Source organism: Bdellovibrionales bacterium, from assembly GCA_041662785.1.
Classification (GTDB): Bacteria; Pseudomonadota; Alphaproteobacteria; order UBA9219; family UBA9219; genus UBA8914.
The window spans coordinates 462,269-478,126 of sequence record JBAZRW010000001.1 but is presented as its reverse complement, the minus strand read 5'-3'; the positions used below and the strand labels follow the sequence as shown (position 1 = coordinate 478,126).

The 15,858-nt window shown below is 54.9% G+C and carries 16 protein-coding genes; 7 read left to right on the top strand and 9 right to left on the bottom strand.

From position 1 onward, the window contains the following. Positions 1–316 precede the first annotated feature (316 nt). Genes gap through tkt form a run of 3 tightly spaced genes read right to left on the bottom strand, consistent with a single transcriptional unit; the run spans position 317 to position 3,823 of the window. A complete protein-coding gene (gene gap / locus WC612_02225; GenBank protein MFA6279596.1) occupies positions 317–1,324 on the bottom strand; it encodes a type I glyceraldehyde-3-phosphate dehydrogenase in 1,008 nt (335 codons plus the stop codon). Between the two features lie 42 nt (positions 1,325–1,366). Beyond that, complete coding sequence (locus tag WC612_02220; protein MFA6279595.1) at positions 1,367–1,813, bottom strand: NUDIX hydrolase; 447 nt, start codon at positions 1,811–1,813, stop codon at positions 1,367–1,369. Between the two features lie 18 nt (positions 1,814–1,831). Continuing rightward, positions 1,832–3,823, bottom strand: coding sequence for a transketolase (tkt, locus tag WC612_02215; GenBank protein MFA6279594.1), 1,992 nt, complete (start codon positions 3,821–3,823; stop codon positions 1,832–1,834). Positions 3,824–3,997: 174 nt separating this feature from the next. Between tkt and WC612_02210 the strand changes: the two genes are divergently transcribed. Together WC612_02210 and WC612_02205 are read left to right on the top strand one after the other, a co-directional pair. After that, entirely contained in the window at positions 3,998–4,222 is a 225-nt protein-coding gene (locus tag WC612_02210) for a hypothetical protein (GenBank protein ID MFA6279593.1), read from the top strand. 13 nt (positions 4,223–4,235) lie between these two features. Next, complete coding sequence (locus tag WC612_02205) at positions 4,236–4,595, top strand: cell division protein ZapA (GenBank protein ID MFA6279592.1); 360 nt, start codon at positions 4,236–4,238, stop codon at positions 4,593–4,595. Between the two features lie 22 nt (positions 4,596–4,617). On the opposite strand, the gene WC612_02200 is transcribed toward WC612_02205, so the two are convergent. Next, positions 4,618–5,055, bottom strand: a complete 438-nt coding sequence (locus tag WC612_02200; protein MFA6279591.1) for a hypothetical protein — start codon at positions 5,053–5,055, stop codon at positions 4,618–4,620. A 238-nt stretch (positions 5,056–5,293) separates the two neighbouring features. On the opposite strand from WC612_02200, the gene WC612_02195 reads away from it, so the two are divergent. Both WC612_02195 and WC612_02190 read left to right on the top strand, forming a co-directional pair. Further along, on the top strand, positions 5,294–5,560 hold the full coding sequence (locus tag WC612_02195) for a hypothetical protein (protein ID MFA6279590.1): 267 nt from the start codon (positions 5,294–5,296) through the stop codon (positions 5,558–5,560). A 250-nt stretch (positions 5,561–5,810) separates the two neighbouring features. Continuing rightward, on the top strand, positions 5,811–7,346 hold the full coding sequence (locus WC612_02190; GenBank protein MFA6279589.1) for an AAA family ATPase: 1,536 nt from the start codon (positions 5,811–5,813) through the stop codon (positions 7,344–7,346). 52 nt (positions 7,347–7,398) lie between these two features. On the opposite strand, the gene gatB is transcribed toward WC612_02190, so the two are convergent. Continuing rightward, complete coding sequence (gene gatB, locus WC612_02185) at positions 7,399–8,853, bottom strand: Asp-tRNA(Asn)/Glu-tRNA(Gln) amidotransferase subunit GatB (protein MFA6279588.1); 1,455 nt, start codon at positions 8,851–8,853, stop codon at positions 7,399–7,401. Positions 8,854–8,910: 57 nt separating this feature from the next. Between gatB and WC612_02180 the strand changes: the two genes are divergently transcribed. From WC612_02180 to WC612_02170, 3 genes are all read left to right on the top strand, one after another. Continuing rightward, positions 8,911–9,621 (top strand): YggS family pyridoxal phosphate-dependent enzyme, encoded by a 711-nt coding sequence (locus WC612_02180; GenBank protein MFA6279587.1) that lies wholly within the window; start codon positions 8,911–8,913, stop codon positions 9,619–9,621. 71 nt (positions 9,622–9,692) lie between these two features. Beyond that, entirely contained in the window at positions 9,693–10,580 is an 888-nt protein-coding gene (gene ybgF / locus WC612_02175; GenBank protein MFA6279586.1) for a tol-pal system protein YbgF, read from the top strand. Between the two features lie 144 nt (positions 10,581–10,724). Continuing rightward, the gene (locus WC612_02170; protein MFA6279585.1) at positions 10,725–12,599 is read left to right on the top strand and encodes an anthranilate synthase family protein; all 1,875 of its coding nucleotides are present in this window, start codon (positions 10,725–10,727) and stop codon (positions 12,597–12,599) included. A 91-nt stretch (positions 12,600–12,690) separates the two neighbouring features. Here WC612_02170 and WC612_02165 read toward each other — a convergent pair whose 3' ends face one another. The 4 genes from WC612_02165 to WC612_02150 all read right to left on the bottom strand — a co-directional run bounded on the left by WC612_02165 (position 12,691) and on the right by WC612_02150 (position 15,844). Then, positions 12,691–13,920, bottom strand: a complete 1,230-nt coding sequence (locus WC612_02165; GenBank protein ID MFA6279584.1) for a phosphoglycerate kinase — start codon at positions 13,918–13,920, stop codon at positions 12,691–12,693. A gap of 85 nt (positions 13,921–14,005) precedes the next feature. After that, positions 14,006–14,614, bottom strand: coding sequence for a hypothetical protein (locus tag WC612_02160; GenBank protein ID MFA6279583.1), 609 nt, complete (start codon positions 14,612–14,614; stop codon positions 14,006–14,008). 334 nt (positions 14,615–14,948) lie between these two features. Beyond that, positions 14,949–15,650 (bottom strand): SprT family zinc-dependent metalloprotease, encoded by a 702-nt coding sequence (locus WC612_02155; GenBank protein ID MFA6279582.1) that lies wholly within the window; start codon positions 15,648–15,650, stop codon positions 14,949–14,951. After that, on the bottom strand, positions 15,647–15,844 hold the full coding sequence (locus WC612_02150) for a hypothetical protein (GenBank protein ID MFA6279581.1): 198 nt from the start codon (positions 15,842–15,844) through the stop codon (positions 15,647–15,649). Before WC612_02150 ends, WC612_02155 begins: the two co-directional genes overlap by 4 nt. Positions 15,845–15,858: the final 14 nt, after the last annotated feature.

Genomic DNA, 15,858 nt, shown 5'->3' with positions numbered 1-15,858 from the left:
TCGCTTTTATACCAACGGCTATAACTACTGACTCTTATGGAACGCTTTTTCCTTTAGCGTCATACCGGCGAAGGCCGGTATCCAATCGCGCCGTGTCCACGGCGCATAAGAGTCTTATGCCGCGCTAGCCTGCCCCGTGCTTGACACGGGGAGCGGCGCTGGATCCCGCTTTCCCGTCTATGCTGCTCCGCAGCTTCGCCGGGCTAGCCTTCGGCCCTGCGAAGCTCGTCAGAGCGAAGCAGGGTCAGCGGGATGACGAAAGGGGGTTTGTCCGTCCGTGTGTCATTAATTATAACCGTTGGTCTGAGGCAGTCTTCTACTTCGCCGCCATCATCGCAATCGCCGTATCCGACATGCGGTTTGAGAAACCCCATTCATTGTCATACCAGCTAAGGACGCGGACAAAGGTTCCCTCAATCACGCGCACTTCGTTCAGCGCAAAGATGGATGACCGCGCATCATGGTTGAAGTCCGTGGACACCAACGGCTCGTCATACACGCCTAAGATGCCTTTCAACTCGCCCGCTGCTGCGGCCTTCATCGCCGCGCCAATTTCCTCGGCGGTCGTGGGGCGCTTGGCAACAAACTTGAAATCGATAACCGACACGTTGGGGGTCGGCACGCGAATGGCTGTACCATCCAGCTTACCTTTTAGCGCGGGCAGAACCTTACCCACCGCCTTGGCCGCACCTGTCGAGGTCGGGATCATATTGATAGCCGCCGCGCGGGCACGATGAAGATCGCTGTGTGCCGTATCCACCACGCGCTGATCACCCGTATAGGAATGAATGGTCGTCATAAAGCCATGCGAAATGCCGACCGTCTTGTCCAAGACCGAGGCGACGGGCGCAAGGCAATTCGTCGTGCACGACGCGTTGGAAACGATGGCATGCTCGGCTTTCAGCTCGCTGTGATTGACGCCATAAACAACCGTGAGATCCTCATCCGTCGCGGGGGCAGAGATCAAAACCTTTTTCGCACCGGCCTCAAGATGCTTGGCAGCGTCAACGCGTTTGGTAAAGCGGCCAGAGCATTCCATGACCACATCAACGCCCATCTCGCCCCAGCCAAGCTTGGTGGGATCCGCGCCTTGCAGGCCCTTCACGCGCATGCCGTTGATGATAAGGTCGTTGCCATCCACCGCAACCTCACCGTTAAAGCGGCCATGAACGGAATCATATTTCAACAAATGGGCATTCGTCTGCGCGTTCGCCAGATCGTTCAGCGCCACAAACTCAAGGTCCTTGCGGCCCGAATCCATCGCCGCCCGTAAAACCAAACGACCAATGCGTCCAAAACCATTAATTGCTACGCGTGTTGTCATGATGTTTTTCTCCGTTAGGTTGGGGGTTAGCGGGGGCGCTTTTCAGCACTCCTCCAAAATCTTGAAGCTTTCGGCGATATCGTCCCGAACGCCTGCAATAAAGTCATAGGAGTCAAGATCATTTTCTTGAACCCACGCGTACGCGGTGTGCTCTTTGGGATCAAGGACAACGTCCTGCCCCCCATCGACCGAGCAAACAAACTTCAGACCCGGAATGCCGCCGTCTTCGGTTTCGATAAAATAGTCGCCATAAGGAAAAAGAATGTCGGCCTCAAGGCCTGTCTCTTCCTTAATCTGGCGCAAGGCCGCGTCTTGAAAAGACTCGCCCGCCTTCATCTGCCCGCCACCACATTCCCAAAGATTGGGATAAAGGGAGCGGGTGGCTGTACGCTTGAGGATTAGGCAGCGCGTCTCGTCTTCGCTTTCAAGATCAAAGCAAAGAGCGGCGACATGAACCTCAATCTTATGAAGACCTTCTTCTCTAGGCATAGGAAATCCTTTCTTGGATTAAGCACAAACCTTTTTCGCCGCGTCAACCAGCGCCTCGACGGTGATGCCGAAATGCTTGTACAAGATTTCGGCGGGGGCCGACGCGCCAAAGCCGTCCATGCCGATAAACGCGCCGCCATCGCCAAGATACGTGTCCCAGCCCATGCGGATGCCCGCTTCAATCGCGACGCGAGGTGCGGTTCCCAGCACAGAAGAGCGATACGCCGCGTCCTGCTTGTCAAACAAACTCATGCACGGAAAAGAAACAACAGCGGCGTCGATACCTTGTTCCTTCAAAAGCTTTTGCGCTTGCATGGCCAACATGACTTCCGATCCGGTCGCAAGCAGCGTCACGGCGCGCGGGCCCGCCGCCTCGGAAAGCACATACGCGCCCTTGGCTGATTTGTTGTATGCGCTGCCATCGCGCAACGTCGGCAAGCCCTGACGCGCAAGCGCCAGCAAGCTTGGTGCGTCTTTGCTTTGCAAGGCAATCTGCCAGCACTCTGCCGTTTCAATGCCATCGCAAGGTCGCATGGTCAAAAGATTCGGGATCGCACGAAGCGCGGCTAAATGTTCTACAGGTTGATGGGTGGGGCCGTCTTCGCCAAGCCCGATGCTGTCATGCGTCATCACAAAAACGACGCGCTGTTTCATCAGCGCGGCAAGGCGGATCGACGGGCGGCAATAATCGGCAAACTGCATAAACGTGCCGCCATAAGGAATGATACCGCCATGAAGGGCCATGCCGTTCATGGCAGCGGCCATGCCATGCTCGCGTACGCCAAAGTGAATATACTGCCCCGCATAGTTCGACGCCGCGCTGATTGCGCCCTCGCCCTTCACCTGTGTGTTGTTCGACGGGCTAAGGTCAGCCGAGCCGCCGATAAGTTCGGGCATCGCGGGCACAAGCGCCGCGAGCGTCGCGCCCGACGATTGGCGCGTCGCATGCTTGGGCGCTTCGGTGGCAATCTTTTGCTTAAAAGCCGCAAAGACAGCGTCCAACGATTCCGGTAAAACGCCGTCCATCATGCGCGTAAACTCGGCTTTGGCGGGGGCCGCACTTAAACGAGCCTCCCATGCCTTGCACAAATCCGCGCTGCGTGCGCCAGCCTTACGCCATGCGCTTAAAATGTCGGCGGGAATTTCAAAGGCCGGATGATCCCAGCCCAGCGCTTGACGCGCCGCCGCAACTTCGGCTTCGCCAAGTGGCGAGCCATGGCAGCCCGACGTGCCCTGCTTGTTCGGCGCGCCAAAGCCGATAATCGTGCGGCAAGCGATAAGCGAAGGCTTATCCGTAACGGCAAGCGCTGCATCGGTTGCGGCAGCAATCGCCGCCGGATCATGCCCATCGACTGCCTGCACATCCCAGCCGTAAGCGCGGAACCGCGCCTGCACGTCTTCGGTGAAGGAAAGCTCTGTCCCACCATCGATGGAGATTTTGTTATCATCATAAAAAACGACAAGGCGGCCTAGCTTCAAATGCCCCGCCAAAGACGCGGCCTCGTGACTGATGCCTTCCATCAAGTCGCCGTCCGAGGCGATAACGAATGTACGGTGATCCACCAGCGCGTCGCCGAAGCGAGCGTTCAAGATTCTCTCGGCCAACGCAAAGCCGACCGATGTGGCGATGCCTTGCCCCAAGGGGCCGGTCGTCATTTCAACGCCGATGTCGAGGTCGCGCTCAGGATGACCCGCCGTCAGGCTGCCCAACTGGCGAAAGTTCTTGATTTGCTCCATTGTCATCTTGGGATAACCCGCCAGATGAGCCAAAGCGTAAAGCAGCATCGAGCCATGCCCCGCCGACAGGATGAAACGGTCGCGGTCGGGCCATGCTGGATTTTGCGGATCAAAGCGAAGATAGGAGCGCCACAAGACCGTCGCTACATCGGCCATGCCCATCGGCATACCGGGATGCCCCGATTTGGCCCGCTCGACAGCGTCCATCGCAAGGGCGCGGACAGCATTCGCCATGGTTTTAGGAGAGGGGGCAGAGGTGCAGCAACAAGTCATAAGATAATCTCTTTTACTTAAAGGAAGGAAAGGCGCAAAATGCCGGAAAAGAGGTGTTAATGCAAGGCTGTTCCTTTCTGCTCTTTTTGCGTGATCCCCTGTTGACGGGGAGGCCCTCCTTCTTTTAGTCTTACTCGATTAATACGGAATCGAGACGATTCGAAAGGATTTAAAATGAAGCGCCTCAAAGCCGCTCTTGAAAAGCTTGATGAAACCATCTCTGACCTTGAGGACACTGTCGGCTGTGATGTCGCTGCACGCGCCGAGTCCCAAAAGAAGCTGAATGATATTTTGAAGCAAAGCAAATCGCGTGAAGCGGGCGTTTTAGCCGTCACGCAAAAGGTCGCCTTGCGTCTGGATCAAACTATTGATCACGTTGAAAAGATTTTAAAAAGATAGGGACACCCTGACCATGGCTAAACAAGACGCAAAAGATGCCAAAAAAGAACCGACCCTGCCCGTTCTGGCCAAGGTCAGCGTTACACTGCATGGGCTTGAATACATTGTGGCGTGCGACGCGGGGGAAGAGCGCAAGCTAGCCGAACTCGTCAAACTAGTGGACAGCAAGATCAATGAAGTCGCGGGCAAGGGAACGAATGCCAGCGAAACACGCCTATTTATGCTAACCTGCCTTTTGCTGGCTGACGAGTTGATCGAAACGCGCAAACTCGCAACGACGGGACGCAAAAGCGATGAGGATTTGATGGTCGCTGCCGTCAATCATTTGCAAGGCCGCGTGGCCTCTATCGCCGCGCTGGTCGGGAAGGCCTAAGTCCTTCCCTCACGATAACCCTCTATTTTAGCAACAGCACGATGGGGCCAAGTTGGTTGCAGGCATTAACGTCCCGAAAGTGATCCCGATCCTTTTTCGGCAGTTTATCATAATCTATTTTTCCCTTTTCTGTCGTCGTTAGCGACGCAGGCGTTCGAGAGAAATCATAAAGCGCTTCTGCGCCTGTTAAATTGTCGATCAAAACAACCTGATTCTCTTTTGATTTCTCAAGGCTATAATAAAGGTCGTTTATCCCATGATCTCGCAGACAGGCTGTGAATTTATTCTTCACAAGCGGCGCCGCCACCTCACCCGCAGCCTTTAAGAAAGAGCCAACCAATACACTTGTTCCAACGCCGAAAAGGAGGCTCCCCCCAAGGCCAAATAAAATAATTTGGGTGTAAAGTTTTTTTGTCCCGCTTTTCTGTTTTTTCTCAAAATCGTTTCCATAAGAAGACATAATCCCTCCGTGGCGATGTAATTTCGATGAGGCAATCGTTATAAGCAGAGGGCCTTTGTAAAACAACCCCAAAGCCCGTTAACCAAAGGGTCAATTGACTCGTCCCATCAAGCCCAAAAAATAATTGTTACGTTAACGATAATATCGAGCGTTTTATTCAATTTATTTTAAGTTTTTAGGCGAATAATAGAGGTATTAGAGGCGACTTAGGTTTTAGTTTTTTGACAGGGGGGTTGCTATGATGCTCTCGAAAAATACGGCATCCGTTTTGATCGATATGATCGAAAACCGATTGGCCATGATCCAGATCAGCGACCGAGAAGAGCTCCGCGAAGTGATGACCTTGCAACGCTGCCTGTCCGAAATCAACGGGCTGATGACGACGAGCCGCGAGCCCCATGCGCATGAGGACGAAACCATCCCCACCCGTGGCCGCCGCCGCAAGTTTGAATCCCTGATGGAAGATTTCGCGCACCAGAATCAGGAAATGAGACAACAGGCCTAAAGGAACCCAAACAACAACCACCCCCTCAGAGAAAAAACGCCACGGCAAAACCGTGGCGTTTTTATTGGCCCTTAGCCTGCCGTCTTTTCGCTAGATTGCCCTGACCCGCCGACACGGCATAAGCCCTAACACATTGAAAGATTGTTGCGTTTTTTTGCACACACCGCATGAAAATAATTCCACATCCTCGCCGGACGTGTTACTTTCCCCCTGATTATTAGGTCACAATTTTCAATGTCAGGAGATTATTATGAGCAAAAGTGACGCAGAAGCCCTCCTTAATGAAATTCAGTCAAAGGAAATGCCTGCCTTTTATTTTTTGCAAAAGGATGAAAAATACATTCGCCGCTATTCAAAATTATCGGGTGACGGACAGCGGCATCTTCTCGAAAAACTTTATAGGGCAGAAATCGAAAAATTGTCCTTGAAAAAACATGGGTTCAACCCCATTAGGGTGGCCCTCGGAGCAAACAACCTCAACCCAGATCAACGGCTTTTTAACTTGGTTGTCTGTGGAACCCTTACAAACCACAGTACTGTTTCTTCCTACGCCCTAGAGGTTGGTCTTAGGCTTGATACAGGATCAATATCAAACGCCACGTTTAATAAACTAAAATACCTAAAAGAGAATCTTGAAAAGATTGATGAGCCATGGGTCAAGGACTGCCTTACCGCGTGTGGCATTCCCATGGTCAACCAATTTCTAAAACAAAAACTTGAGGCAATGCAAAGGGGTGATCCTGATGCCGCCAACGGCCCTTCCCCTGACTCAGCGGCCGCCCCCTCAAAAAGCATAGATAAATTCGAAGTCATTCAACACGACAAGGTACCCTACCAAGACGCACTAAGGCATCTTACCGACATTATCGGTCTGAATGACATTAAGAAAAGAATCTATGGCATGGTCATTCGATCGTCCTATGACAAAGCACGGGCGCAAGCGACCAAGAGAAACGAGGGGGGTCGCTTCAATAACATTATTTTGTCAGGACCTCCTGGGGTTGGCAAAACAACCCTTTCTCGTATTGCCGGAGAGCTCCTGTCTGCCAGTGGCCTTCTGCCTGAAAAGAAGACGATCTTTGCCATTTCCCACCAACTGATCGGTCCCTACACGGGGCACACAGAAAAAAACATTGAACAACTGATGGCCGTCGGTCGCGGCGGCATTATCGTTCTCGATGAGTTTGATCGTCTTGCACAAGGCAGCAAAACAAGCTTTCAAGAATCGGCCATCGATTTCATCACCGCCCTTGTCAGTCATGAACGCAATATCAACAGCGGGACTGTTTTTGTCCTCTCCGGTTACCCTGACGGCATCACAGCCCTCCTCAACGCCAATGAAGGGCTTGCACGACGTTTCCCCTATCGTTTTGAGATTGAGCCTTATTCCATCGACACCTTGTGCAAGATTATGCAGGTCAAGACTAAGGCCCGTGACTACACTATCACGCCGAACGCCTTAACGAGCGTTTCAAAAATCCTTGGCTCCGCCCAAAAACGCATGGGCAAAAAATTTGGCAACGCCGGCTCCGTTGAGGATATCCTTGAGCTTATGATCGATGCCGTCAGCCAGTCTTTAGAGGCAAATTATATCGCGGACACACTGACGGGTCAGATAACGCCTGAAACATTCTTGGAAAGAACACGCCACCTAACGGCTCAGCATGTTCCCTCCTTCAACTATCGCTCAGGCACCTTTGAAATAGCGCGCCCGATATACCCCAATGAAACCCAACCGCCCCGCACACGAGGCAAACTGCTCCCGTTCCCGAAAAAGGAGCTATAAGCCACAAAGACAAGAGGGGGCATAACGTGAAGGAAAGAAAGAACGGGGCAGCTTACCCTTTCAATTTTTCTTTCAGTGTATCATTCAGCATGGCGGGGTTGAGCTTGCCGCCCGTGGCCTTCATCACTTGGCCGACGAAAAAGCCGAACAGCTTGTCCTTGCCCGCGCGATACTCGGCCACCTTATCGCCATTCGCGGCCAGAATCTTGTCGATCTCCGCGCCAATCGCGCCCATGTCCGTGACCTGCCGCAGACCTTTTTCCTCGACAATTTGCGCGGCGGGTTTGCCGCTGGCCAGCATCTCGGCAAACACGTCCTTGGCGATGCGTCCCGAAATCGTATCGTTGCTGATCAGCTCGATCAGGCCGCCCAGAGCCTCACCACTGATGGGGCTTTCCTCAATCGACTTGCCCATTTTATTGAGCGCGCCGAACAGCTCACTCGTCAACCAGTTGGCGGCCAGCTTGCCATCACGACCCTTGGCCACCGTTTCAAAGAAATCGGCGCTCGCCTTTTCCGCGACCAACACCGAGGCGTCATAGTCGGTCAGGCCGTATTCGCTGATAAAGCGCTGCTTCTTTTCATCGGGCAATTCCGGCAGTGTCTCTTTGATCGCGTCCACCCACGCCGCGTCCAGAACGAGCGGCAACAAATCGGGATCGGGGAAATAGCGGTAATCGTGCGCCTCTTCCTTTGAGCGCATGGCACGCGTGATGCCCTTGCCCGTGTCCCACAGGCGCGTTTCCTGCTTGACCTCCCCACCGGCCTCAAGGATCTCCACCTGACGCTGCGCTTCATAGTCAATCGCCTGCATCACAAAGCGGATGGAGTTCACGTTCTTGATCTCACAGCGCGTGCCGAGCGTCGTGACCCCGACGCGGCGCATAGAGATGTTCACGTCGCAACGCATGGAGCCTTCCTCCATATTACCATCGCAACTGCCCAGATAACGCACGATAGCACGTAGCTTCTTCAGGTACGCGGCGGCTTCTTCGCCACTGCGCATGTCGGGCTCAGACACCACTTCCATCAGCGCCACGCCCGCGCGGTTTAAATCCACAAAGGTTTCCGTGGGGCTTTGGTCGTGCATGCTTTTGCCCGCGTCCTGTTCAAGATGCAGGCGCGTAATGCCGACCGTGCGCGACTTGCCGCCCTCAAGGTCAAGGATGATCTCGCCCTTGCCGACGATGGGCTGCGTGAACTGGCTGATCTGATAGCCGTTGGGCAAATCGGCATAGAAATAGTTTTTGCGATCAAAGACGGAAGTCAGGTTGATCTGCGCCTTCAGGCCAAGGCCTGTGCGCACCGCTTGCTCGACGCAGTATTTGTTGATGACGGGAAGCATGCCCGGAAAGCCCGCATCGACCAGCGAGACATGCGCGTTGGGCGCGCCGCCGAAAGCCGCGCTTGCGCCGGAAAACAACTTGGCCTTCGAGGTCACCTGAGCATGAACCTCAAGCCCGATCACCATCTCCCACTCGCCTGTCTGCCCCTGAACGTATGCCATCATCACTCCAAAAGATAAAAAACCAAAGACGCGCTAATTTGCGTTTCTAATAAGCTGTTGTCAAACGCTCATGGCATCTTTATTTTGGCGGGCATGACCACCTTTGCCAAAAATCTGGCCCTTGTTTCCCAAAAAATCGAAGAATCCTGCCAAAAGGCGGGGCGGGGCGCTGCCTCTGTGACCCTTGTGGCTGTCAGCAAGACGCAGCCCGTCGAGGCTATCGAGGCTATCGAGGCGGCTTTGGCGGCAGGGCAGCGCGTTTTTGGCGAAAACAGGGTGCAGGAGGCGGCGGCCAAGTTTCCGGCCCTTAAAACCCGCTATCCTGAGTTAAAACTACACCTGATCGGCCCCCTGCAGACCAACAAAGTCCCTGAAGCCGTTGGCCTTTTTGACGTGATCGAGACGCTTGACCGACCCAAGCTGGCGCAGGCGCTGGCTAGGGAGATGAAGAAACAGGGTCGCACGCCGCGCTTGCTCATTGAGGTCAATATCGGGGCGGAGCCGCAAAAAGCGGGCATTCCGCCAGAAGAGGTTGCGGCGTTTTTAGGGGCCTGCCAAGCGCTTGGCCTTAAAATTGACGGATTGATGGCACTTCCTCCTAAGGATCAGGATCCCGCGCCCTTCTTTGCCGCCCTGAAAAAGCTGGCCGACCAGCACAACCTTGCGCAGGTCAGCATGGGCATGAGCGCGGATTTTGAGGAAGCCATCACCCACGGCGCAAGCCATGTGCGAATAGGAACGGCTCTGTTTGGCCAACGCTTGCCTTAAACCTCAAGGTTGGCTTTCTGGACAACGGCGCTATGATGAAAAAAGACACTGATTCGATTGGGAACCCCGCCATGATCAAACATCCCCTCCTCGCCTCGTCCGCCCTTATGATTGCCCTTGTGCTTGTTGCGCCACCACTCTGCGCCGCTCAAGACGAGGAAGCCCCCTATGCCGCCAACGCCGCCAGCACAGGCATGGAAATGCGCCTGTCCGTTGTTGAAGATCAAATGCGTGCCCTAACAGGCAAGGTCGAGCAAATCGATTATGCCATGCGCCGCATTGATACGGCGTTGCAGAAAATGCAGTCAGATGCCGATGCGCGCCTGACCAAGTTGGAAAGCGTTCCGCCCGCCGCGATCCCTGCGGCTGCCCCCCCCCTGCTTCCGTCTGCATCGGGCACACCATCCCCCTACCGTGATGAGGATGAGCCTACGGCAACGGGCATTCCGGAGCCTGATCAAGCCCCCGTTTCCGGCACACTGGGCGGCGTCAAAGTGCGCGGCGATAAAGTTACAGGCGCAGTGGCAGGAGCCAAAGCGCCGCCGCTGCCCGCCAAGCCCGCCGATTATGGCCTGACCCCACAAGAGCAATACGAACGCGCGTTTGGTCTGTTGCGCCAAGCCAATTACGATGAAGCCGAAAAAGCGTTCAAAAGCTTTATCGCCAAGAACCCCAAAGACAGGCTGATCGATAACGCCAAGTACTGGCATGCCGAGACGTATTATGTTCGCGCCAAGTTTGGTGATGCTGCCGCGGCCTTTGCCGAGGCGTATCAGCAAAACCCCAAGGGAACCAAGGCCCCCGATTCTCTTTTGAAGATGGCAATGTCTTTGGGTTCCATCGAAAAGACCGAGGACGCGTGCAACACCCTGTCGGCGCTTAAAAGCAAATATCCCAACGCCGCGCCGACGATCCGCGCCCGTGCGGATCAAGAACGCTCTAAGTTAAAGTGCAAGTAGGAATAAAAAACGCGCATGCTTTTTTCTTTTTCTCTTTTTCTCGCAACGCAAGGGCGATGGCGGTAGGGCCAAACGCCTTTGCCGGTGTGGCGTGTTCCTTTTCGCGCTCACGCATCCTTCCTTTTTAAAAAGAGAGAAAAAGCCATGATCAACTTCTTGACCACCACAGAGCCGTTTGCCCTGATCCGCCGCCAAGCCGCAGACACCGTTTTGTGCCTGTCCGGCTCGCTCGCCGCGCTGGATAAGCTGGAAGGCATTCCACGCCGCAAAGAAACGCCCGCCCAAGAAACCTTCGATACGCTAAGCATTCTGCCCTTTCGCCAAGTGGAAGAGCTTGGTTTTCAGGCGCGGCACAAAAACGAAAAGATCCTGTGCCTGAACGTCAAGGAACAAGACAGCATCGCGCTAGACCAACTGCTCGCGCTTTTGCCCGATAACACGCTCGTCATGGACGGCGAGGGCGCGTTCACCCCCGACGATGCGGGCTTTGCCGCGATGGTGCGCCGGATTATTGACGACGAGATCGGCAACGGCGAAGGCTGCAACTTTGTCGTACCGCGCACCTATCGCGGCCGCATTGCGGCGTTTGATCGCGCGAAGGCTTTGTCCGTCTATCGCCGTCTGCTGGAAAATGAATACGGCACATACTGGGCCTTCCTATACTTCACGGGTGATCGCTATTTTATCGGCGCAACGCCAGAGAGGCATTTGTCGGTTAAGGGCGGCAACGTGAAGATGAACCCCATCAGCGGCACTTTCCGTAAGATGGAGCATGACCACGCCGCCGCGCTGCCCGCCCTGCAAGGCTTCCTTGGTGATCAAAAGGAAATCTTTGAGCTACTCATGGTCGTGGATGAAGAGCTGAAGATGATGGCCGAAGTGTGCACAGCGGGCGGCCAAGTCGTCGGCCCGATGATCAAGGAAATGTCTAAGCTGATCCACACGGAGTATGTCTTAGCGGGACAATCGGATCGCGATGTGGTCGATATGCTGCGCGAGAGCATGTTCGCGGCCACCGTGGTGGGCAGTCCCATCGAGAACGCCTGCCGTATCAATTACCGCTATAACGAACAATCGCGTGGTTATTATGGCAGTGCCTTGGCTCTTCTGGGTCGCGATACGAGCGGGAGAGATATGCTGGATTCGCCCATCACGATCCGCATGGCCGAAATCGCGCTGGACGGTTCTTTTTCCATCAGCGCGGGCGCAACGATTGTAAAGGACAGCGATCCCGAAAGCGAAACCGCTGAAACGGCGGCGAAGGCTCGTGGGATGCTGGCGGCGCTAGGCTTTCGCGCAGGCTCGAACGAGCCGCTCTATCGGCTTGGCGAGCAAGTGTATGGCGAGGACATGATGATTAAGCTGTCCTCACGCAACGCCAAGCTTTCGCGCTTTTGGATCGAGGATCAAAGTGATGCGCGGCATCCCGACCCGCGCCTCATCGGCAAGAAGGTGACGATCATCGATAATGAGGATCACTTCACGCGCATGCTGGCGCATATGATCCGCCCGCTGGGCATGATCCCCAAGATTGTGATGAACGCGGCTTATGATGCCGCCACGGACGACGCCGATTTGATCGTGCTAGGCCCCGGCCCGGGGGATCCGCGCGATAGGGAGAATGCGCGCATCGCCAAGGCCACCGTGCTATGCCGCACTTTTATTGAAACTAAAAAACCGCTGTTTTGTATTTGCCTTGGGCATCAGATTCTGTGCAACGTCCTTGGCCTACCTCTTGTAAAAAAGCAAAGGCCGTTTCAAGGCGCACAAGAGCTGATTGATCTGTGGGGCGAACCAGAACGCGTTGGTTTTTACAACACCTTTGCGGGCAAAGTGGATGGAGCCGCGTTGCCGCAGGGTATGGACGTCAGCTTTGATGCGCAAACGGGCGAGGTTCACGCGCTACGCAGCACAGGGGGCGCGGCACGCTTTGTGGGGCTGCAATTCCATCCCGAATCTATCCTCACCACCAACGGCGTGCGGATTATCCGCGATGTGATAATGGGCCTGATGGCATGACCGTCATCCCGAGCAGCGGGACGAGGACGCGGGAATGACGGAAGGAGTAAGCGAGGAATCTCTACCTGAATCCCGAATCCTAAATCCTCTCTTATATAAGCACCTTGCCTGTTTTGACGGCAGGGACGGCCTTTTCCAAAGCGGCCACACCCGGTAACGTTTTACCCTCTAGCCATTCAAGGAACGCGCCGCCCGCCGTGGAAAGGTAGGAGATGCCGTGCGTCACGCCCGCATGGCTAAGCGCGGAAACGGTGTCGCCGCCGCCAGCAACCGAAAGAATCTTCCCGCGCTTGGTGAGATCGGCAACAGCGATGGCCACTTCGTTTGTCGCGGCATCAAACGGCGGCATTTCAAAAACGCCCAAGGGGCCATTCCAAATCACCGTGCGACAAAGGGAAAGGTTTTCCTTAATATCCTTCACTGTTTTTTCTCCCAGATCAAAGATCATTTGATCCGCTGGAACAGCGTTCACCGAAACGGTTTGATGCGCCGCGCCCGCCTTCGTCTCGCCCGCCACGACAACGTCTGTGGGCAAAAGGATATGACAGCCGCGCCCGTCCGCCGTGGCCATAATAGCGCGGGCAGTGTCCAGCATGTCCGGCTCGTACAGCGACTTGCCGATAGCCGTCCCCTTGGCGGCCAGAAACGTGTTAGCCATCCCGCCGCCTAAAACGAGAATGTCCACCTTGGCAACGAGATTATTGAGCAGGTCTAGCTTGGTCGAGATTTTCGAGCCACCAATCAAAGCCGCCAACGGCTTTTCGGGATGATCCAACGCCTTGCCAAGCGCCGAAAGCTCTTCCTCCATCAAACGGCCTGCGGCGGCGGGCAAAAGCTCAGCCAGCGCGACAGTTGTGGCATGGGCGCGGTGCGCGGCGGAAAAAGCGTCATTGATAAAGACCTCGCCCAGCGCCGCAATCTGCCGCGCAAAAGGCAAATCGTTCGCCTCTTCCTGCGGATAAAAGCGCGTATTTTCCAAAACCAAAATCTGGCCGTTTTGTAAAGCCTCCACCGCGCGCTGCGCAACCGCGCCCACGCAATCCTCAGCAAACGCAACGGGATCCTTTAGTATCCCGCTAAGCTCCTCTGCCACGGGGCGCAGGGAAAAGGCCTCATCGCGCTGGCCCTTGGGCCGCCCGAAATGCGAGAGCAGCACAATCTTCGCGCCCGCTTTTTGCAGATCGCGGATCGTCGGCACAAGCCGCTCAAGGCGCGTGGCGTCGCTCACGCGGCCGCCCTGCATCGGCACGTTCATATCGGCGCGGACAAGAGCGACCTTGCCACTCAAACGAAGATCATCGATGGTTTGAAAATCAGGCATAACAAAACCCACAAAAAAACTGGCCAGAGAAAATCCTCTCCAGCCAGTTTAAGGGTTCTCATGCGGCGCGTCTATCTTTTATGGATTAAAGATTCAGCGTTTTGCTTGTTCTTTTGATGGGCTTAGAACGATCCGTTGGGATGTCGATAGTCACCTCACTTGGCTTGCCTGTGATAAAATCTTTTTCAAGAACGCTGACAGAGCAGCCACTGCCATCTTTTTTAACGGGAGAATAGACCTCCCCTATTTTAATAGAGGCATCCCCATCGCTTCGAATAAAGCCAACATCCCCAATAGCCGCGCGGCCATTAAGAATGGCTTGAGCCTCGGCAATATCATGCGACGTCACGGGCGTTTCCTTTTCATGATACAGCGCTGTCATCCCATGAAAAGAAGTAGCGGCAGCAACAAGCGCCACTGTTCCCACAGTCCCCGAAATCACAACCCCGTTAAAAGCTTTACGGAAAACGCCTTGCGGGCTTGCGCCTTCTGGTTGCGCTGTCATCTTGTTTTTAGTCACCGCATAGGCCAGCCATGAGGCCGCGCTGGTCACCGCCACGATGCCCGCCGCATAAGGAGAGAGGATGGCAAAAGCCGCTGCGTTAAGGACAGCCAACGCGCCCTTGCCCCAATGGCAGCCAACAAAAGATTTCTTGTTTTCTTGAAATTCTTCCTGAACGGGTTTCTCTTTCATAATGGCGCTCCCCTTAAAAATTGATGCCCTCATCATACCTCAAAAAGGGTATGAAAACAATTAACGCAACTATTAAGAGCCGCGATAAAAGTCAAAACTTCGGTCGATTTTGGATTTGGGCGAAGTTTGTTTTTGACCTACTATAGGTTGTGTTTTTTTGCTTTTCGAGGCCACAACATACGGTAGGTTTTAAGGCTGAAACGCCCGTAGAGAGCGTTCTTGGCAAAAAAGCGGGGGATTGTGCACGCTCCGCACGACCATAGAGGCCTGTTTTTTGCCAACCCCTTGAGAACAAACGACTTTATTTTTGCGATTTTGCCCGCCTTTTTCCCCTCTAGTCCTCCCCCGTCCTTTGCGCCTCCCACGCACGCAAGGTGCGGCGCAGGGCTTTCGCGTCGGGCATCGCCGCCTCAACGCTCCGCCAAAAAGCCTTGCCATGGTGCTTGTGCGGAATGTGGCAAAGCTCATGCACGATGACGTAATCCAGCAGCTCTGGCGCGGCCATAATCAGTCGCCAGTTCAGGCGAATATCGTTGGTGGCTGAGCAACTGCCCCACTGCCGCAAAGGCGCGGTCACGATCAGCCGCGCAGGCCGAAGGCTAAGCCTCTCCGCCCAAAGCGCCAGCCTTTCGGCAAACACGCGGCGAGCCTGCCGCTTATACCACAAGGTAAGTTCCGTCTGCGCCTCTACCCGCCGCCCCTCATCGGACAAACCCGCAGGCAAAGAAAAAAGGATCACGTCGGCCTCACCGCCCTCTACGGTCGCCCCCTCTTCCACAAGCCTGACGCGCCGCAGCTGCCCTTGATAGGAAACAAAAGCGCCGTCCTCAACGACCGGCGTAGGCCTTGACGCCTTTTCCTGAACGCGAGCGCGACGCCGCGCAATCCAAGCGGCCTTGCTTTCGATAAAGCGATTGATCCACGCCACGCTTGTTCGCATCGGCGCTTGCACGCACAGGGTTCCATCGGGCTGCACATGCAAGGCCACAGAGCGCTTGCGCCTTGCGCTGCGGAGGATGGTGGGCTGCTCGGTCATGGTTTTCTTATACCAAACAGCGCATGAAATGACTCGTTGTGCAAGAAAACAAACGGGATTCCCGCTTGCGCGGGAATGACGGGTTTTGTGTCTAAGTTAAACCCTCTATCGTCATCCCCGCGCCCTCGTCCCACCGCTCTTGCGGCGGGCGAAAGGGCAAAGCGGGGATCCAGTTTTTTTTCTTTACGCATCATTTCATAAGTTCGTT